Source organism: Micromonospora sp. NPDC007230, assembly GCF_042869115.1.
Classification (GTDB): domain Bacteria; phylum Actinomycetota; class Actinomycetes; order Mycobacteriales; family Micromonosporaceae; genus Micromonospora.
Genome location: NZ_JBIAFE010000013.1, coordinates 67,577 through 86,656 on the forward strand (window position 1 = coordinate 67,577; position 19,080 = coordinate 86,656).

At 71.5% G+C, this 19,080-nt stretch carries 16 protein-coding genes; 11 read left to right on the forward strand and 5 right to left on the reverse strand.

The window, feature by feature from the left end:
- Positions 1-85: 85 nt before the first annotated feature.
- Positions 86-2,053, reverse strand: coding sequence for a BTAD domain-containing putative transcriptional regulator (locus ACFYML_RS19690; RefSeq protein WP_387421993.1), 1,968 nt, complete (start codon positions 2,051-2,053; stop codon positions 86-88).
- A gap of 98 nt (positions 2,054-2,151) precedes the next feature.
- Here ACFYML_RS19690 and ACFYML_RS19695 point away from each other — a divergent pair, with 98 nt between their 5' ends.
- The 5 genes from ACFYML_RS19695 to ACFYML_RS19715 all read left to right on the forward strand — a co-directional run bounded on the left by ACFYML_RS19695 (position 2,152) and on the right by ACFYML_RS19715 (position 6,842).
- Complete coding sequence (locus ACFYML_RS19695; RefSeq protein ID WP_387421994.1) at positions 2,152-3,030, forward strand: alpha/beta fold hydrolase; 879 nt, start codon at positions 2,152-2,154, stop codon at positions 3,028-3,030.
- A 65-nt stretch (positions 3,031-3,095) separates the two neighbouring features.
- On the forward strand, positions 3,096-3,545 hold the full coding sequence (locus tag ACFYML_RS19700) for a helix-turn-helix transcriptional regulator (protein WP_387421995.1): 450 nt from the start codon (positions 3,096-3,098) through the stop codon (positions 3,543-3,545).
- Positions 3,546-3,578: 33 nt separating this feature from the next.
- A complete protein-coding gene (locus ACFYML_RS19705) occupies positions 3,579-3,929 on the forward strand; it encodes a VOC family protein (protein WP_357436226.1) in 351 nt (116 codons plus the stop codon).
- Complete coding sequence (locus ACFYML_RS19710; protein WP_387421996.1) at positions 3,926-4,378, forward strand: pyridoxamine 5'-phosphate oxidase family protein; 453 nt, start codon at positions 3,926-3,928, stop codon at positions 4,376-4,378. Before ACFYML_RS19705 ends, ACFYML_RS19710 begins: the two co-directional genes overlap by 4 nt.
- A 64-nt stretch (positions 4,379-4,442) precedes the next feature.
- Positions 4,443-6,842: an ATP-binding cassette domain-containing protein gene (locus ACFYML_RS19715; RefSeq protein ID WP_387421997.1), complete on the forward strand. Its 2,400-nt coding sequence runs from the start codon at positions 4,443-4,445 to the stop codon at positions 6,840-6,842.
- Between the two features lie 148 nt (positions 6,843-6,990).
- Here the strand turns inward: ACFYML_RS19715 and ACFYML_RS19720 are convergent, their stop codons facing one another.
- Positions 6,991-8,121, reverse strand: coding sequence for an FAD-dependent oxidoreductase (locus ACFYML_RS19720; RefSeq protein ID WP_387421998.1), 1,131 nt, complete (start codon positions 8,119-8,121; stop codon positions 6,991-6,993).
- A gap of 24 nt (positions 8,122-8,145) precedes the next feature.
- On the opposite strand from ACFYML_RS19720, the gene ACFYML_RS19725 reads away from it, so the two are divergent.
- The 3 genes from ACFYML_RS19725 (at position 8,146) to ACFYML_RS19735 (ending at position 11,628) form a co-directional block, all read left to right on the forward strand.
- The gene (locus tag ACFYML_RS19725) at positions 8,146-8,871 is read left to right on the forward strand and encodes a TetR/AcrR family transcriptional regulator (protein ID WP_387421999.1); all 726 of its coding nucleotides are present in this window, start codon (positions 8,146-8,148) and stop codon (positions 8,869-8,871) included.
- 388 nt (positions 8,872-9,259) lie between these two features.
- The gene (rox, locus tag ACFYML_RS19730) at positions 9,260-10,684 is read left to right on the forward strand and encodes a rifampin monooxygenase (protein ID WP_387422131.1); all 1,425 of its coding nucleotides are present in this window, start codon (positions 9,260-9,262) and stop codon (positions 10,682-10,684) included.
- A 95-nt stretch (positions 10,685-10,779) separates the two neighbouring features.
- Positions 10,780-11,628: a GNAT family N-acetyltransferase gene (locus ACFYML_RS19735; protein ID WP_387422000.1), complete on the forward strand. Its 849-nt coding sequence runs from the start codon at positions 10,780-10,782 to the stop codon at positions 11,626-11,628.
- On the opposite strand, the gene ACFYML_RS19740 is transcribed toward ACFYML_RS19735, so the two are convergent.
- Positions 11,564-14,233, reverse strand: coding sequence for an AMP-binding protein (locus ACFYML_RS19740; RefSeq protein ID WP_387422001.1), 2,670 nt, complete (start codon positions 14,231-14,233; stop codon positions 11,564-11,566). The two genes, ACFYML_RS19735 and ACFYML_RS19740, sit on opposite strands and share 65 nt — an antisense overlap.
- Positions 14,234-14,316: 83 nt before the next feature.
- Between ACFYML_RS19740 and ACFYML_RS19745 the strand changes: the two genes are divergently transcribed.
- The 3 genes from ACFYML_RS19745 to ACFYML_RS19755 are packed head-to-tail and all read left to right on the forward strand — an operon-like array spanning position 14,317 to position 17,953.
- Positions 14,317-15,354 (forward strand): iron ABC transporter substrate-binding protein, encoded by a 1,038-nt coding sequence (locus tag ACFYML_RS19745; protein ID WP_387422002.1) that lies wholly within the window; start codon positions 14,317-14,319, stop codon positions 15,352-15,354.
- Positions 15,355-15,407: 53 nt separating this feature from the next.
- Positions 15,408-16,928 carry an ABC transporter permease gene (locus tag ACFYML_RS19750; RefSeq protein ID WP_387422132.1) on the forward strand — a complete coding sequence of 507 codons (1,521 nt, stop codon included), beginning with the start codon at positions 15,408-15,410 and terminating at the stop codon, positions 16,926-16,928.
- Complete coding sequence (locus ACFYML_RS19755) at positions 16,925-17,953, forward strand: ABC transporter ATP-binding protein (RefSeq protein WP_387422004.1); 1,029 nt, start codon at positions 16,925-16,927, stop codon at positions 17,951-17,953. Before ACFYML_RS19750 ends, ACFYML_RS19755 begins: the two co-directional genes overlap by 4 nt.
- A 25-nt stretch (positions 17,954-17,978) precedes the next feature.
- Here the strand turns inward: ACFYML_RS19755 and ACFYML_RS19760 are convergent, their stop codons facing one another.
- On the reverse strand, positions 17,979-18,455 hold the full coding sequence (locus tag ACFYML_RS19760; RefSeq protein ID WP_387422005.1) for a DUF4279 domain-containing protein: 477 nt from the start codon (positions 18,453-18,455) through the stop codon (positions 17,979-17,981).
- A gap of 82 nt (positions 18,456-18,537) precedes the next feature.
- Positions 18,538-18,945, reverse strand: coding sequence for a contact-dependent growth inhibition system immunity protein (locus ACFYML_RS19765; RefSeq protein WP_387422006.1), 408 nt, complete (start codon positions 18,943-18,945; stop codon positions 18,538-18,540).
- Positions 18,946-19,080: the final 135 nt, after the last annotated feature.

A 19,080-nucleotide genomic window follows, 5' to 3' on the forward strand; every position in this document is an offset into this window, starting at 1 on the left:
CTGATCCCGACGACGGGCAGGCTCTCGTGGCAGCGCGCCCGCGAGAGTCGTGGCGGGTCGCCACGGGGCGGTGGACCGGGACGGCTCATCGACCGCCGAGCGCGGCTGCGAGATCGTTGAGGTGGCCTGAGACGGGGCCGACGGTGAGCATGCCGCTGCCGGCTCCGGCCAGCTCTCTCGCCGCCGGCGCGAGTTCCGTCTGGGCGCGTCGCATCATCGCCCGGTCGTCCAGCGCGATTGCGGCCTGGGCGGTCAGACACCACAGAGCCTCGAAGAGCAGGTCAGGTGGCGGGTTCGGAGTCTGACGCAGGGCCGTGGCGGCGTCGGGTCGACGGTCCCGGGCCAGTAGGAGCAGCGGGCGGGCCCACGGGGCGTACGGGCCCCAGTCAATGTCTTCACCGAAGCCGACCGGGAGACCGCGCCACACCCGCAGGCACAACAGGGCCAGCGGCAGGAGGCCCTGCTCGACCCCGGGCATGCCGGCGCCGGGGAGCTGCGCCCCCGCCTCCCGGTAGGCGGCTTCCGCGTCCGGCGGTGACGCCCCGGTCGCGGCCAGCCGCAACGCGCGGTACCACTGGGTGAACACTCCCACGAGGGGGCGCTCGTGCCGCGCGGCGAGCCGGTCGGCGGCGGCGGCGTGCTGGTCGGCCGTGCGGAAGTCCGCGAGTGCGCTGCGGGCCTGCAGGCGGATGAGGTGCCCGAGGATCTCGAACGAGGCCAGGCCGTGCCGCGCGGAGAGGGCGACGAGGCCGGCGCCGATCTCGTCGCGCTCGGGGGCGAGACCCGCGCGGTGGAAGGTCTGCATGAAGGCGCCGTTGAGGGCGAAGGCCAGCAGTGCCGGGTCGCCCAGGCGGCGGGCGATCCGTTCCGCTTCCCGGGCCGCCTCGGGTCCGCGCGCCGACCGTGTGCCCCGGGACTCCACGGCGATGGTGGCCAGCAGGCCGGCGCGAGTGGCCTCGGGAGAGGTGGGGTGAAGGGCGGCGAGGGCCCGCTCGGCCGCCACCACGATCCGCGCCGCCTGGTCCGGATCATCCGAGCGGGTCCAGATCGCCGGTACGTCGTACCCTCCGATCACCCGCGCGGTGAGTTCGGGATCGCCCAGCTGCTCAGCCGCGGCGATGGCCGCGACCCGTTGTTCCCGCGCCGCCTCCAGCCCGCCCGGCCCGGCCACCGCGAGGCCGCGCAGCAGGCCGACCGTCGACTCGAGCCGAGTCCGCGAGCCGGACGCGACGGCACGGTCGTAGGCCGCCGCGGCGTCCGCCCACACCCGCTCCGGACCCAGCGCGTCGAGAGCGTCAACCGCTCGTTCGGACTGCCGGAGGATGTCGACTTCCAGGCGACGCAGACGGGGGCCCGGATCGACACCGAGCTGCGCCAGGAGCAGGTCGCGGGCTCGGCGCAGCACCGTGAGCGCGTCGCCCTGGCGTCCCGCCCGATACAGGGCCAGCGCGAGCAGCCGCCACGCCTCCTCCCGCCACGGATGCTGCGCCACGTGCGCGTCAAGATCGGGTACGACGTCGGCGGCTCGCCCGAGCGCCAGGAGCGCCTCGGCCCGCCGCTCGACCGCGTTCAGCCGTAGCTGGTCAAGCCGGGAACGCTCCGCGCGCGCCCACGGCTCGTCGTCGAAGCCCGCATAGGCAGGCCCCCGCCACCAACTCAGGGCCCGGTCGAGGCGCTCGAGCGCCTCCTGCGCCGTCGCGCCGGCAGCGGCCGCGACCTCGTCCTCGAACCGCCAGGCGTCCACCGTCTCCGGGGCCGCCCGCAGCACGTAGCCCGGCCCCTCGGTGGTCAACAGCCTGGCCGGTTCGCGCGGCGGCCGCTGCGGCTCCAGCGCGCGCCGCAACGCCGCCACGAACGTGCGGACGGCGCTCACCGCTCCGACGGGCGGCTCCGCCCACAGGTCATCGACGAGGCGGCTGACCGGGACGACCCGGCCGCGCGCGACGATCAGCCGCGCAAGCACCGCCCGGTGGCGGGGCCCCTTCAGGTCGATCGGCGTGCCGGCTTCGTCCCAGGCGTCCACCGGCCCGAGAACACCGAACCTGACCTGCACCGATCGACCACCCTCCCGCGTCTGAGAGCAACGTATCGCGCTCATCGGTTGCTCATCCGCAGGCGGCACGCTGAACGAGCCAACGAGAAAGGACAACCATGACAACCGTCATCCCCGGTTTCGAGTACCAGCGCGTCGCGGTCGCCGACGACGTGACGCTGAACCTGGCGGTGGGCGGCGCCGGCAGCCCGATCGTGCTGCTGCACGGCTTCCCGCAGACCCACCTCATGTGGCGGCACGTCGCCGTCGACCTGGCCACCGAGCACACCGTGATCTGCCCCGACCTGCGCGGCTACGGAGCCAGCGACAAACCCGCCGCGCACCGCCCCGACACGTACGCCAAGCGGACGATGGCCGCCGACGTCGTGGCCCTCGCCCGCCGGCTCGGGCACGACCGCTTCGCCCTCGCCGGACACGACCGCGGTGCCCTCGTGGCCATCCGCGCCGGCCTGGACCACCCCGACGCGATCACCCACCTGGCCGCGCTCGACGTCCTCCCCACCCTGGACATGTGGGACATCCTGCACGGTGCGCCCGCCGCGGTCGCCTTCCACCTCTACCTGATGGCCCAGCCGCCGGGCCTGCCCGAACAGATGATCAGCGCGAGCGCTGATGCCTTCTTCGGCTACTTCCTCGACCTGTGGGCGCAGAACCCGCAGGCCATCCCGGCGGACGTGCGCGCCGAGTACCTGGCCGCCTCGCGCGGGGCGGTCGACACCATCGTCGCCGACTACCGCGCCTCGGCCGGCATCGACATCGAGCACGACCAGGCCGATCGGGCCGCCGGGAACCGGCTGGCCATGCCGGTCGCCGTCGTTGCGCAGGACTGGGGTGCCGCGCTCGGTTACGACGCCGCCGCGCTGTGGCGGGCCTGGGCCCCGGACCTGGAGCACCACACCACGTCCGCGGGGCACTTCATGGCGGAGGAGGCGCCGGCAGAGATCGTCACGAAGCTGCGCTCCCTCCTCACCCGGTAGGCGCTCACGCGGGGCGGAGCCACCGGTGTTGGGCAACTCCGGCGAGGCGTGGCACGATTTCGCAGGTGACCAGCAGATCCGCCGCGGCACAGCGGCTGTTTGACCTTGCCCGGCTGCGTCGCGTGCGTGATCGGATCGACCGGGAGTACGCGCGGCCGTTGGATGTCGAGGCGCTGGCGCGGGGTGTGAACATGTCCGCCGGACACCTCAGCCGTGAGTTCCGGGCTGCTTACGGCGAGTCGCCGTACGCGTATCTGATGACGCGGCGTATCGAGCGTGCGATGGCGCTGCTGCGTCGTGGTGACCTGAGTGTCACCGAGGTCTGTTTCACGGTCGGTTGCGCGTCGCTGGGTACCTTCAGTAGTCGGTTCACCGAGCTGGTCGGTGTGCCGCCGAGCGTGTACCGGCGGCAGGCGGCGGGGGCGGCGGCGGGGATGCCGTCGTGCGTGGCGAAACAGGTGACCAGACCGATCAGGAATCAAGAAGCGGGGGGTCCCGGGCCGCAACTAGCCTGACCGACGTTGCGATCCACGACCTCAGGAGTGACCATGACTGCCACGCAGGGAATCATGACCGTGCTGCATCCCGTGTCCGACCTGGCGGCGGCCAAGGCGGTGTACACCGCCCTGCTCGGCGTACCGCCGCAGACCGACTCGTCCTACTACGTCGGCTTCGAGGCCGCGGGCCAGCAGATCGGGCTGGTGCCGGGCGGTGGACCGCAGGGCATGACCTCACCGGTGGCCTACTGGCACGTGCCGGACATCGAGGCGAAGCTGGCCGAGGTGACCGCGGCGGGTGCCACCGTGAAGGAGCCCGCGCACGACGTCGGTGGGGGCCGCCTGGTGGCCACCGTCACCGACCCCGACGGCAACGTCCTCGGCCTGCTTCAGGACCGATGAGCGCCGCCGCCCGCTCCCGCGTTCAGCGTCGTCACGACACCGAGCATCGGCTCACCCACGACATCGATGTCTGGGTGGCCAGCGCATCGGCGGACGGCGGGCTGTACCTGGTGCCGCTGTCCTTCGACTGGGACGGCGAGGTGCTGCTGATGGCCACGCCGACGGACAGCCCGACCGGGAGGAACCTGGCCGCCACCCGGGCAGTTCGGCTGGGGCTGGGCCACACCCGCGACGTGTCCATGATCGAGGGGGAGGTCGAGGTCCTCGAGATCGACGCGCTGCCGCGGGAGCTGGGCGACCGGTTCGCCGCGCGCACCGGCTTCGACCCGCGTGCGCTGGCCACGCCGTACCGCTGGTTCCGCATCTCCCCGCGCCGCATCCAGGCGTGGCGCGAAGTGAACGAGCTGCCCGACCGCGACCTGATGCGCGACGGCCGCTGGTTGGTCTGACGCCTCGCCAGGCGGCGCCGACGGGAGCCGCGAAGGCGGTCCCCGCCCAACAGATGGAGACACGATGAGCATTGCCACGAGGACGGACTCGCAGTCGCCTGCGCTGAACGTTGCCGACAGCCACGACCTGATCCGCGTGCACGGCGCGCGCGAGAACAACCTCAAGGACGTCACCGTCGAGATCCCGAAGCGCCGGCTGACGGTGTTCACCGGCGTCTCCGGCTCGGGCAAGAGCTCGTTGGTGTTCGCCACGATCGCCGCCGAGTCGCAGCGGATGATCAACGAGACCTACAGCTCCTTCGTGCAGGGCTTCATGCCGACGCTGTCGCGGCCGGAGGTCGACCTGCTGGAGGGCCTGACGACGGCGATCATCGTCGACCAGGAGCGGATGGGCGCCAACCCCCGCTCCACCGTCGGTACCGCCACCGACGCCAACGCGATGCTGCGCATCCTGTTCAGCAGGCTCGGGCAGCCGCACATCGGCTCGCCCAACGCGTACTCGTTCAACGTCCCGTCGGTGACGGCCAGCGGTGCGATCACCGTCGAGCGCGGTGCCGGCAAGACGAAGACCGAGAAGGCGACCTTCCACCGGCTGGGCGGCATGTGTCCGCGCTGCGAGGGCATGGGCTCGGTCAACGACATCGACCTGACCCAGCTCTACGACGACAGCAAGTCGCTCAACGAGGGCGCGCTCACCATCCCCGGCTACAGCATGGACGGCTGGTACGGCCGCATCTTCCGCGGCTGCGGCTTCTTCGATCCGGACAAGCCGATCCGCAAATACAACAAGAGGGAGCTGCACGACCTTCTCTACAAGGAGCCGACCAAGATCAAGGTCGAGGGGATCAACCTGACGTACGCCGGGCTTATCCCGCAGATCCAGAAGTCGTTCCTGTCCAAGGACGTCGACGCGCTGCAGCCGCACATCCGCGCCTTCGTGGAGCGGGCGGTGACGTTCACGACCTGCCCCGAGTGCGACGGCACCCGGCTCAGCAAGGAGGCCCGGTCGTCGAAGATCAAGGGCAAGAGCATCGCCGACGTCTGCGCGATGCAGATCAGCGACCTGGCCGACTGGGTCCGGGGCCTCGACGAGCCGTCCGTCGCCCCGCTGCTCACCGGGCTGCAGCACCTCCTCGACTCGTTCGCGGAGATCGGGTTGGGATACCTCTCGCTCGACCGTCCGGCGGGCACCCTGTCCGGGGGAGAGGCCCAGCGCACCAAGATGATCCGGCACCTCGGCTCGTCGCTGACCGACGTCACCTACGTCTTCGACGAGCCGACGATCGGCCTGCACCCCCATGACATCGAGCGGATGAACAACCTGCTGCTGCGGCTGCGGGACAAGGGCAATACCGTGCTCGTCGTGGAGCACAAGCCTGAGACGATCGCGATCGCCGACCACGTCGTCGACCTCGGCCCCGGCGCCGGCACGGCGGGTGGCACCGTCTGCTTCGAGGGCACCGTCGAGGGGCTGCGGGGAAGCGACACCACCACCGGCCGCCACCTCGACGACCGGGCGGCCCTCAAGAAGTCGGTGCGGTCGTCGTCCGGCGCGCTGGAGGTCCGCGGCGCGTCGACGCACAACCTTCAGGGCGTGAACGTCGACATCCCGCTCGGGGTGCTCTGCGTGGTCACCGGCGTGGCCGGCTCCGGCAAGAGCTCCCTGATCCACGGCTCGGTCGCCGACCGCGACGGCGTGGTGGTGATCGACCAGGGCGCGATCCGCGGTTCGCGGCGCAGCAACCCGGCGACGTACACCGGGCTGCTCGATCCGATCCGCAAGGCGTTCGCGAAGGCCAACGGGGTCAAGCCGGCGCTGTTCAGCTCCAACTCCGAAGGTGCGTGCCCCACCTGCAACGGCGCCGGCGTCATCTACACCGACCTGGGCGTCATGGCCACCGTCGAATCCACCTGCGAGGAGTGCGAGGGCAAGCGCTTCCAGGCGTCAGTGCTGGAGTACACGCTGGGCGGCCGGAACATCGCGGAAGTGCTCGCGATGTCGGTGACCGAGGCCGAGGAGTTCTTCAAGGGCGGCGAGGCGCGTACCCCGGCCGCGCACAAGATCCTCGACCGGCTCGTCGACGTCGGGCTCGGCTACCTCACCCTCGGCCAGCCGCTCACCACGCTGTCCGGCGGCGAGCGGCAGCGGCTCAAGCTGGCCACCCAGATGGCCGAGAAGGGTGACGTCTACGTCCTCGACGAGCCGACCACCGGCCTGCACCTCGCCGACGTCGAACAGCTGCTCGGCCTGCTCGACCGGCTCGTCGACTCCGGCAAGTCGGTCATCGTCATCGAGCACCACCAGGCGGTCATGGCGCACGCCGACTGGATCATCGACCTCGGCCCCGGCGCCGGCCATGACGGTGGCCGGGTCGTCTTCGAGGGCACCCCGGCCGACCTCGTCGCCGCCCGCTCCACCCTCACCGGCGAGCACCTCGCGGCCTACGTCGGCGCCAGCGATTGAGGGGTCAGGAGCGAGAGCTCGCTCTCGCTCCTGACCCGATCGAGCAGGTGAGAGGCGCCAGAGCCCACAGCCCAACTGGGTATTCGTTGTCGCGGATCGTCCAGGGCAGGAGCGTCCATTAGGGCGGGGTCGGCTGCATTGCGTGTTGTCAACCTGCGGGTGCCGGCTCGGTGGGCCGCGGCGCGAAGAAGCGGATGATGTCGTCGGCTGCGGTGGGGGACAGCATCATTGCCTGGACTCGTGCGGACATTTCGGCGATCGGGTGGATTCTGGTGAACATGGCCTCCTCGTACGTCCGGATCGCCGAGTCGGCGTCGGCGGGGTTGGTGGCGAGTTCGGCGGCGAGTTCGGCGGCGTCGAGCATGGCTTGGTTGGCGCCCTCGCCGACCGGCGGCATGAGGTGCGCGGCGTCACCGATGAGGGTGATGCCCGGCTGGTGGGCCCAGCGCGTACCGGCGGGCATCGCCTCGATCCTGCGTGGGCTCGGCGGGCTGTCGCCGGCTTCGATGAGTGCGGTGAGGCTGGGGTCCCAGCCATCGAACATGTCCAGCAGAGCGCGCTTGCTGCGGTAGGTGTCCAGGTGGCGATCGTCCGCGGGTAGGGAGATCCCGACTCGGATGCTGCCGTCGCCGAGGCGTTGCGCGGCCAGGATCTGGTTCACGCCGATGCACCAGAGGTTTCCGGGGCCGACCAGCTCGGCAAGATCCGGGTGGCGCCGGTCGACGTCGCTGATGCTGAGCTCGGCCAACGTGGCCACGGAGGACAGTGTCGCGTCGGTCAGCAGCGACCGGACGACCGAGCGTGCGCCGTCCGCGCCGATGAGGACGTCGCAGTCGGCGCGGTGGCCGCCATCGAACGTCAGCCCGAAGCCTCCGTCGGGTCGCGGCGTCGCCGCGACGAGCCGGTGCTGCCAGGCCACCGCGTCGGCGGGGAGCGAATCGAGCAGAAGATCACGCAGTGCGCTGCGGTCGATCTCGGGGCGTCCGGAGAATGAGCCGGGTTGTGGCTTGTGGTGCACGAGGGTGCGTCCGGCCGGGTCGAGGATGCGATGTTCCTCGCCCTCCGGCCGTGCCTTGGACCGGAATCGGCCGGCGAGACCCGCATCGGCCAGGGCCCGTTGCCCGGACTCCGGGTGCAGGTCGAGCGATCCGCCCTGTGATCGCGCGGATCGGCTTGCCTCGCGTTCGTACACCACCGCGCCGATGCCGTGCCGGTGCAGGATTCGGGCCAGCGTCAGGCCGCCGAGGCCGCCACCGGCGATCGCAATTCGCATCATCATCTCCGTTACCGTACGCTGTACCTCATGGATACGCCGTACGGTAGCGCACCGCTGCCCGTCTGGGAACGGCCCGAGCCTCAGCCGCGGGCGGCGCCGGTTCCGCTGAGCCGCGCGAAGATCGCCGCCACGGCGATCCGCATCGCTGACGCACACGGCCTCGACGGGCTATCGGTACGCAAGATCGCCAAAGAGCTCGGGGTCGGCCCGATGCGGCTCTACGACTACGTGATCAACAGATCCGAACTGCTCGATCTGATGGTCGACGCCGTGTATGCCCAGATCGCCGAGGCCGGCCAGCACTCCGAGTGGCGCACCACGGTGCTGGCCATCGTTCATCGCACCCGCGATGCCGCTCTTGATCATGAGTGGTTCGCCGACCTGCTCGGCGCAAGGCCACACTTGGGACCGCACGCGCTCGCCGTGGGCGAATCGACCGCGGCGGCGCTCAGCCAGGCCCCTGGCGTGCGCGGCATCGACGATCTCCAGCGGGCTGTGGGCGCCCTCAACGCGTTCATCGTCGGAGCACTCCGCAGGGAGATCACCGAGCGACGTACCGCCCGGTTAACCGGCACCGACGTGTCCGCTTGGCAGGCCACCCTCGGGCCCTACCTGACACGCATGCTCGAAACAGGCCGCTACCCCACCATTGCCCGGCTCGTCATCGACGGCGCCCACCTCAACGCCGAGGAAACCTTCCACCACAACCTGATCACCATCCTGGACGGCATCACCAGCCATCCCCACGCCTGACCTGACCGGGACCAGCCGGGCCGCCACGCCGGATTGCCCTGCAACCGCACTGGCCCGTTCGGAAGTCGTGATCACGTGGCGGGGAAAGGACTGGACGGGATGATGCTCAGGCTTGTAACTTGCAGTTGCCCGTGACACCGCCCGAGGAGGTGAGACCCATGAACGCTGTATCGATGTGGGTGCTCCCCCTTCCCGTCACGGTCGGGCGATTGACGTAGGTGTCGCCGGGAGCGCCTCGCCAACAAGGCACTCCCGAAAGGCAACACCCATGCACTCTCTGCAGTTCACCGCCCAGCCCTCATCGACCGATACGGTCGAGCGCGAGTCCACCGCGAGCGACGTTTCCGGACTCCCATCGCCGGCCTCCGGCACCGATCGCGCGCCCCTCATGTTCGACGTGATCATTGCCGGGTGCGGGCCGACTGGTGCGATGCTGGCCGCCGAACTGCGGCTGCACGACGTGCGGGTACTCGTCCTGGAGAAGGAAACCGAGCCCAAGTCGTTCGTCCGCATAGTCGGTCTGCATATTCGCAGTATCGAGCTGATGGCAATGCGCGGACTGCTGGAGCGCATTCGCGAACACGGAAGACAGCGTCCGGCCGGTGGCTTCTTCGCCGCCATCAACAAACCCGCGCCCAAGGGCCTGGATTCCGCGCACGCCTATCTGCTGGGCATCCCGCAGCCGGTCATCGAACGCCTGCTAGAAGAACATGCGATCGCACTGGGTGCGCAGGTCCGGCGCGGTTGTGCGGTGGCCGACTTCGAGCAGGACGACGACGGTGTGACCGTCGAGCTGGCCGACGGGGAACGGCTGCGTTCGCGCTATCTCGTCGGCTGTGACGGCGGGCGCAGTACGGTGCGCAAACTGCTCGGCGTCGGCTTCCCCGGCGAGCCCTCGCGGACCGAGACGCTGATGGGCGAGATGGAGGTGGGTGTGCCGCAGGCGGACATCGCCGCCAAGGTGACCGAAATCAACGAGACCCACAAGCCATTCTGGCTCCGGCCCTTCGGCGCAGGAGTCTACAGCGTCGTCGTCCCTGCAGAGGGAGTCAGCGATCGCGCGGAACCGCCCACCCTCGAGGATTTCAAACAAGCGCTGCACACTATCGCCGGAACCGATTTCGGCGTGCACTCCCCGCGCTGGTTGTCCCGCTTCGGGGATGCCACCCGGCTGGCCGAACGTTATCGGGTCGGGCGGGTGCTGCTGGCCGGCGATGCGGCACACGTCCATCCACCCACCGGCGGACAGGGCCTCAACCTGGGCGTTCAGGACGCGTTCAACCTCGGCTGGAAACTGGCCGCACAGATCCGCGGCTGGGCGCCGGAAACCCTGCTGGACAGCTACCAGGCCGAACGCCATCCGGTCGCCGCGGACGTGCTGGACAACACCCGCGCCCAGATGGAACTGCTGTCCACCGAACCGGGCCCGCAGGCCGTGCGCAGGCTGCTCACCGAACTGATGGACTTCGACGAGGTGAACCGCTATCTGATCGAGAAGATCACCGCGATCGGCATCCGCTACGACTTCGGCGCAGGCCCCGACCTGCTCGGCCGCCGCCTGCGCGACATCGACGTGAAACAGGGCCACCTCTACGGTCTGCTGCATCGCGGCCGCGGCCTGCTGCTGGACCGCACCGAACGCCTGACCGTCGGCGGCTGGTCGGACCGGGTCGATTACCTCGGGGATCCCACTGCGGTACTGGATGTTCCGTGCGTCCTGCTACGCCCCGACGGCCACGTCGCCTGGATCGGCGACGATCAGCAGGACCTGGACGACCACCTCTCTCGCTGGTTCGGCAAGCCCGCCAACTGATTTCGCCTGAGCAACCGAAATGCGCCCTCCAGATCCACTGAATGCCTACGTGCTGGTCGGGCAGGATGTGGCGGATGAGGAGAGATCCTGTCCTGATGGTTCGCGGTGCCACCGATGGTGATCTCGATGCCATCGCGCGTGTCGCGGAGGCGGCGGGTCAGCGAGGCGAATGGACCGGCGCAGACCCCGCGTACGTCGGGCACCTGCTGCGGTACGGGCAAGTCGTTGTCGCGATCGATGACGACCGGGTTGCCGGATTCGGTGCGACCCGGGACATCGCCGGCCGCGCTGGCGTGACCTCGATGCTGTGCGATCTGTTCGTCGACCCGTCGCACCATGGCCGCGGCCATGGCAGGGCGCTGCTCGCCGAGCTGTGGCCCGAGCGAAACACCCTGCGGATGACGTTCAGCAGCCAGCACCCACATGCGCTGCCGCTCTACACGAGTTTCGGTCTGGACGCCTGGTGGCCGCTGCTGTATCTGACCGGCGATGCCCGTACCGTGCGGCCGCCTGCTGGTTGGACTGTCGAGCCGTCCTCGGCGGATACGATCGCTGCGTTCGAGGCGGGCTGGACGGGCCTGGACCGCGCCGACGACCATCACGCATGGGCCCGGCGGCCGAATGGAGAAGCGCTGGTCGCGGCGCTTGACGGCCAGCCACGGGCCGCCGGGACCGCGGCGGGGGAGGGCGCGGGCTACGGCCTGGTGCACCTGGCATCGGACCCGCGTCTCACCGACACCCAGGTTGCCGACAGCGTGCTGGCGGTCCTCGCTTCGCTCGACAGCGTGAACGGGTACGCGCAGTTGTGCCTGCCGGCGCCGCACCCCGCAGTCCGCCTCCTGCTCGCAGCCGGTTGGCGGGTGGCCGAGCTGGACGTGTTCATGGCGACCCGCGTCGACCTGCTGGATGCGCGCCGTGCCGTGCCGTCGCCCGCGCTGGCCTGACTGCCCTGCTGACCGAGTGGAACGGCAACGACGGCGCGAAGCTCCAGCTCTGCGCGGCGCGGGGCGGCAGGGCGTGGGAGCGCACTGATCGGGCCCGCTGTGCGCGGTGGGACGCGCGTAGCCGGCGCGCCGCCAGCCGGGCGAGCGCCGCGCAACCGACCCCGACGGCCAGGGACACGACCAGCGCCGCGCCTCGCGACCACGGGCCGACCAGTGGCATCACCTGCCAGTGGATGAGGTAGATGTACAGCGAACTGCTGGCCAGTAGCCCCGCCACCCGGTTGACGGACCGACTGCTCGGCAGCCTGGGTACCCAGATCAGCAGCGCGAACCCGGCTGCGATGAACGCTTCCCGCAGCGGCTGTCCGAAGAAGCCGGGCACCGTGATCAGCGCGATGGCGGTGACCACCACCCGCTGGCCGGTCGCGCGGGCCCGGGCCGCCGCCCAGCCGAGGGCGAACAGCCAGAACACCAGGATCGCGGACGGGACGTGACCGTGGGAGGTCAGCCCCGGCAGGTCGTACCGGGTGACGAGGCCGAGCGCGGCCAGCGCGAGTGGGAGCCCGAACGGCAGCCGTCGTTCCAACCGGTCCAGTGCCGGGACCGCCAGGAGTGCTGCCGCGGCGAGCAGGATGTACACCAACGCCTCGATGAACCAGAACTGCCACTCGGTGGCCCCGTCGTGCGGGCCGAGGACGCTGTTGAGCAGCAGCACGTTGGTCAGCGTGTAGTCGCCGGTGACGGCGCCGGCCGCGGCGATCCAGGCCACCGACGGCAGCACGATCCGGCCGACCGTGCGCAGGGCGGCGCGTATCCGCTCCTGCCGGGGCGCGGCGGTGAGCTGGAAGCGGGCGAAGTTGAACCCGGCGACGGCGAGCAGCAGGTGCGCGCCGCCCTTGACGGTGAAGAGCGGGATGTGCGAGCCGACGATGACGACGATCGCCAGCGCCCGTAGCGCCACGCCGGTCTCCAGCACCCGACGTGGAGCCGGCCGGTCCGGCACCGGCCGAGCCAGGTCCCGGATGGGGACGGTGTGCCAGTCGGCGGGCAGGTCCCCGAGAAGTTCCTGCAGCCGGATGGACGCCTCCACGTAGGACAGCGAATCGCCGCCGAGGTCGACGAAGCTCTGGTCGGGGCCGACCTCGGGCTGGTCGAGCAGCTCGGCGTAGAGCCGGCAGAGCTGTTCCGGGCCGGTCCCGGTGGGTACGGTGGCCGCCGCCGGCGGCGCGGCGAGGGCACGGACGGCCGCCAGGTCCGGCTTGCCGTTGACCAGCCGGGGCAGCTCGGCCAGCGGGTGCGCGCGGACCACGCGGGCCGGCAGGCCCGCCGCGGCGGCGGCCAGGCGCCGCACCCGGTCGGGGTGGTGGGCGCCGGTCGCGGCGACGACCAGCTCGCGGTCCGTGCCGACGCAGTACGCCTCGACGCCGGCCTGCCGCAGGTGCTCCTCCACGCGGCGCAGGTCGACCCGCAGGCCGAAGATCTTCGCGAAGTCGGCGACCCGTCCGACGATCTCGTAGAGCCCGTCCGGCCCGCGTCGGGCCACGTCCCCGGTGTGCAGTTCCGCCAGGGTGCGCCCGAGGGTCAGGTCGCTCGGCCGCTCGGCGTAGCCGAGCATCACGTTGGGTCCGGCGTAGACCAGCTCGCCGGTGTCCGGTTCGGGGCGGTCCGGCAGGGGACGCAGCCGGAACGAGCCGCCCGGGATCGGCACGCCGATCGCCTCGGGCCGGTGCTCGGCCAGTTCCGGCGGCAGGTACGCCATCCGGGCGGTGGCCTCGGTCTGGCCGTACATGACGAAGAACCGCCAGCCGCGGCGGCGGCCGAGGGCGGCGTATCGGGCCACCCGTTCCGGGTCGAGCCGGCCGCCGGCCTGGGTGAGGTGGCGCAGGTGGGGCAGGGGCACCCGGTCGAAGTCGACCCGGTCCAGCAGGTCGAAGGTGTACGGCACGCCGGCCAGGCTGGTGCCCTGCTCGGCGCGGAACAGCTCCCAGAAGCAGCGGTCGGTGACGGAGAGCCCGGTGAGGATCAGGGCCGCCCCGCGCAGCAGGTGACTGTTCACCACCGACAGGCCGTAGCAGTAGTGCAGCGGCAGGGTGGTGGCGGCCCGGTCGGTGTCCCGGATGTCGAGGAACTCGGCGATCGCTTCGGCGTTGGCCTGCAGGTTCGCCGACGACAGCCGGACCAGCTTGGGGGAGCCGGTCGACCCGGAGGTGCTGAGCAGCAGCGCCAGCTCGGGATGCAGCTCGTGCCGGCTGCCGGGGCGGCGCTCGTCGAGGACGACCTCCCCGTCGACGCGGCGGATCACGACATCCGGGTCGTATGCCCGGGTCAGTTCGGTGGCCGCGGCGTCGTGGTCCCCGGGCACCAGCAGCAGGGGGTGCCCGCCGGCCAGCGCCGCCAGGTACGCGACCAGCTCGTCGACCCGGTTCGCGCCGGCGAGCAGCACCAGCCGGCGGACCGGCCCGAGCCGGGCGGCCAGCGCGTCGACCCGCTCGGCCAGTTCGGCGTAGCTGAGCCGACCGTCGGCGGTGATCACTGCCGGCCGGTCGCCGTGCCCGGCCAGGGCGCGGACGAACGGCGCCGGCCCGGTGTCGGGGAGGACGCGCATGGCCGACAGGTTAGGGGAGCCTCACCTAAATTCCAACGGGGGGTGGTTTGCATCGAAGGGGCTGAGTAAGGTAAGCCTTACCTGTGCGAAAGCGTCTCAGTCTCGTCCTGGCCGGCACCCTCGCCGGCCTGTTGTCCCTGACCGCGTGCGGTGGCTCCGACAGCGACCCGGGCAAGCCCGGCGACAAGCGGCTCACCGTCTACAGCGGCCGCAGCGAAGCCCTCGTCAAGCCGGTGCTGGAGAAGTTCGAAAAGGCCACCGGCATCACCGTCGACGTCCGCTACGGCACCACCTCGCAGATGGCCGCCCAGCTGCTGGAGGAGGGCAAGCGCAGCCCCGCCGACGCGTTCTTCGCCCAGGACGCCGGCGCGCTCGGCGCGGTCAGCAAGGCCGGACTCTTCGCGGTGTTGCCCGCCGAGCAGCTCGACCGGGTCCCGGCCACCTACCGCGACGCCGACGGCCTGTGGGTCGGCGTCAGCGGCCGGTCCCGCGTCCTGGCCTACAACGCCGACCAGGTCCGCGCCGCCGACCTGCCGAAGAGCGTGTTCGAGCTGACCGATCCGAAGTGGCAGGGCAAGATCGGCCTCGCGCCCACCAACGGCTCCTTCCAGGCCTTCGTCACCGCCCTACGGGTGCAGCACGGCGACGCCAAGGCCCGCGAGTTCCTCACCGGCCTCAAGGCCAACCAGCCGCAGGTCCGGGAGGGCAACGTCCAGATCGTCGCCGACATCGACGCCGGCACCCTCGCCGTCGGCCTGGTCAACCACTACTACGTGTACGAGCTGGCCAAGGAGCGCGGCGGCAGCCCCGACGTGCTGAAGGCGAAGCTGCACTTCTTCCCGGACGGCGACACCGGCGGCCTGGTCAACGCCGCCGGCGTCGGCCTGCTGGAGCGGGCCGGCACGGACCCGGACGCCCGGGCGCTGGTCGACTACCTGCTCGGCGTCGAGGCGCAGACCTACTTCGCCACCCAGACCTTCGAGTACCCCCTGGCGGCCGGGGTACCCGCCGCGCCGGGCCTGCCGCAGCTCGCCGCCCTCGAGGCCCCGAAGATCGACCTCAACGACCTCGACACGCTCGACGCCACCGTCACCATGATCAAGGAAGCGGGGCTGGCCTGAGCACCATCCTGGCCGGCGACCGTCGGGGCGCCACCCGACGGTCGCCGCGCCGGCTGATCCGCCGCCCGGCGCTCACCGCCGCCTCGGCCGCCGCCGTCGCGGTCGCCCTGCTACCGCTGGTCTACCTCGCCGTACGGACCGCCGAGGCGGGCGGTGAGCGAATCGTCGCCGAGCTGTTCACCGCCCGGGTCGCCGTGCTCGCCGGACGCAGCCTCGCCCTCGCCGCCGTGGTCACCGCCGCCTGCGCCGTCCTCGGCGTCGGCACCGCGCTCCTGGTGACCCGCACCGACCTGCCCGGCCGGCGGTTCTTCGGCGTCCTCGCCGCGCTGCCGCTGGCCGTCCCCACCTACGTGGCCGGCTTCGCCTGGACCGCCACCGTCACCGGATTCGAAGGCTTCTGGGCCGCCGCCCTGCTGCTCACCGTCTGCTCCTACCCGTACGTGTTCCTGCCCGCCGTCGCCGCCCTCAACCGGACCGACCCCGGCCAGGAAGAGGTGTCCCGGTCACTGGGGAAGGGACCGTGGGCCACCCTCTTCGGCGTCACCCTGCGCCAGATCCGCCCGGCCGTCGCCGCCGGCTCGCTGCTGGTCGCCCTGTACGTGCTCAGCGACTTCGGCGCCGTCTCCATCGTCCGGGTCGACACCTTCACCCGGGCCATCTTCACCGCGTTCAACCTCGGCTTCGACCGCACCGGCGCGCTGGTGCTGTCCACCGTGCTGGTGCTGCTCACCGTCCTGCTGATCGGCGCCGAGCTCACCACCCGCACCCGCGACGCCCGATACGCCAGCACCGCCGTCCGACCCCCCGTACGGCTGCGGCTGGCCCGGTGGCGCGCGCCGGCGCTGGCCGGCCTGCTCGCGGTGAACGGGCTCGCCCTCGGCGTGCCGGCCGCCGGCCTGGCCCGGTGGCTCGCGGCCGGGGTGTCCCGCCCCGGCTCCGTCGCCGAGATCGCCGCCGCCGCCGGCGCGTCCCTGTCGGTCTCCCTCGCCGGCGCCGCGCTGACCATGCTTCTCGCCCTGCCCCTGGGCCTGCTCACCGCCCGAGCCCCGGGACCGGTCGCCACCGCCCTCGACCGGCTCACCTACCTGGCCCACGCCCTGCCCGGCGTGGTGATCGGCCTGTCCCTGGTGTTCTTCGCGGTCAACGTGGCGTACCCGCTCTACCAGAGCGCCTGGCTGCTCGCCCTGGCGTACGCGACGCTCTTCCTGCCGCTGGCCGTCGGCGCGGTGGCCTCCGCCGCCGCGCAGAGCCCGCCCGCCGTCGAGGAGGCCGCCCGGTCCCTCGGGCGCGGCCCGTTCACGGTGTTCCGCACCGTGACCCTGCCGCTCACCCTGCCCGGCGTCGGCGCCGGGGCGGCGCTGACCTTCCTCACCTGCATGAAGGAACTCCCCGCCACCCTGCTGCTGCGCCCGACCGGGATGGACACCCTGGCCACCGAGCTGTGGACCCACACGTCCACCGCCGCGTACGCCGCCGCGGCCCCGTACGCCGCCATCCTCGTCGCGCTCGCCGCCGTGCCCACCTGGCTGCTCGCAGCCCGCACCGGACTCACCCGAACCGGAGCCACCCGATGACCGACAGCATGCTGACCGTAACCGGCCTGGCCAAGTCCTACGGCCCGGTGCCCGCCCTGGCCGGCGTCGACCTCGACGTCACCCGCGGGACGCTGCTGGCGGTGCTGGGACCGTCCGGCTGCGGCAAGACCACCCTGCTGCGCTGCGTGGCAGGATTCGAGCGCGCCGATGCGGGCACGATCGCCGTGGCCGGCCGGACGGTCGCGGGCAACCGGCTGAATGTGCCGCCACACCGGCGCGGCGTGGCCGTCGTCCCACAGGAGGGGGCACTGTTCCCACACCTGTCCGTCGCCGACAACGTCGGCTACGGGCTGGACCGGGCGGCCCGCCGCTCCGGCCGGGTCGAGGAAACGCTCGAGCTGGTCGGTCTCGCCGCGTACGGCGCGCGGATGCCGCACCAGCTGTCGGGCGGCCAGCAGCAACGGGTCGCCATCGCCCGGGCGCTGGCTCCCCGGCCAGCGCTGGTGCTGTTGGATGAGCCGTTCAGCGCCCTGGACGCCCGGCTGCGCGCCGAGCTGCGCGCTGACGTGCGACAGGCGCTGCGCGCCGACGGCGCCACCGGCGTGCTGGTCACCCACGACCAGGGCGAGGCGCTGTCCATGGCGGACGCGGTCGCGGTCATGGACGCCGGGCTGATCGTCCAGTGCGGCGCTCCCGCAGCGGTCTACCGGGACCCGGCCACCCCGTGGGTCGCCCGGTTCGTGGGGGAGGCCGTGCTGCTCCCGGCCACCGTCGACGCCGACGTGGCGACCACCCCGCTCGGCCGGCTGCCGCTGCGCGGGTCCGCCGCCCGGGGCGCGGCGACCGTCCTTGTCCGGCCCGAGCAGATCCGGCTGACCCCGTCCGGCGGGGCGCCGGCGACCGTGGTGCGACAGGACTTTCACGGCCACGACGCGCTGACCACGGTCCGCCTCGACGACGGCACGGTGCTGACCGCGCGGATGCTGGACGAGGACAACGGCCTGACCGCCGGCACCCGGGTCGCCATCACCGTCCGGGGGCAGGTGCGGGCGTACGCGGACTGACATCTGCCACCGTCCCGGCGTGCGGTCAACCGTAGGCGTATTCGTCAATGTCCAACACGGCGTGGGTACGTCGGAGGAAGCTCAGGACTCTGGCGTCGAGGTGCCAGCCGAGAAGCTGGTGTTGCCCGGGTAGCTTCCGCAGGCCTTCGACCGGGCTGGTGAGGTCCTCGTCCTCGCCGTCGGGGTGTTCGAAGACCCGCACGACCTGTAGGACGCTGAAGCCCACGTTCTCGTCGTCTTGAAAGAGCTCGGCCACCAGCTCACCGATGCGGTCGGCATGGTCGGACAGCCGATCAAGAACTTGGTCGATCTGCTCGTCCACCGCCAAGCCAGGCTTGCGGCAGACGATCCGCCAGGTGTGACAGACAGGTACGGGCGGTTCGGTCTGGCGGCTGCCTCGGACGGTCACCTCGTCGGGCTCGACGCCCAGCCTGGCGGTGATCTCGGCGGCTGGAACCTGGCGGGAGGCCAACTTGAAGTAGACGTACTGGTGCACGCGCATGGCGGGACCCTACCGGCTGCCGCGGCCGAGTCGCGCTGTCATTCCGTGGTCTGCAGGCCGACGACGGATTCGCTCTCCGCGATCAGAGAAACCGCAGGATGGCGTCGCGGAGCAGCCGGTCCGGGTCGCGAGGCCTGAGGCCAGGTTCGGAGAACGGGGGACCGGCAACGAGTTCAGCCAGCACCGAGGCCAGTTGCTGCCGTTCCGGTCGTAGCGTCGACCATGCCGAGTCGGGTAGCCGCAGCACGTTGGAGAGCAGGTCGCCCGGATAGTAGTCGCCCTCGGCCAAGGGATCGCGGAGCAGGACCCGCACCGCGAGCGGCAGCAGCGCCGGCACGCCAATCTGCTGACCGAGCATGATGCGCAGGTCTTCGACCGTGAACTCGGCCAACGGCTTGCGTCGTAGCTCGAGGCAGCGTCTCACGAGAAAGGTGTCGTCCGGGCCAGGATCCGGCCAGACGTCCCGCTCAAGCTCCTCGATCGTGGTCACGGCGATCAGGGTAGTTGGCGCCGTAACTCTGCGTCGCCCGCCAGGTTGGCGGACCACCCATGGACCAGCCGACAGCGGCCGCCGCGACGAAGCGGCCCGGCGCGATGATGCGCCGGGCCGCTTGGCGGTGGTTAC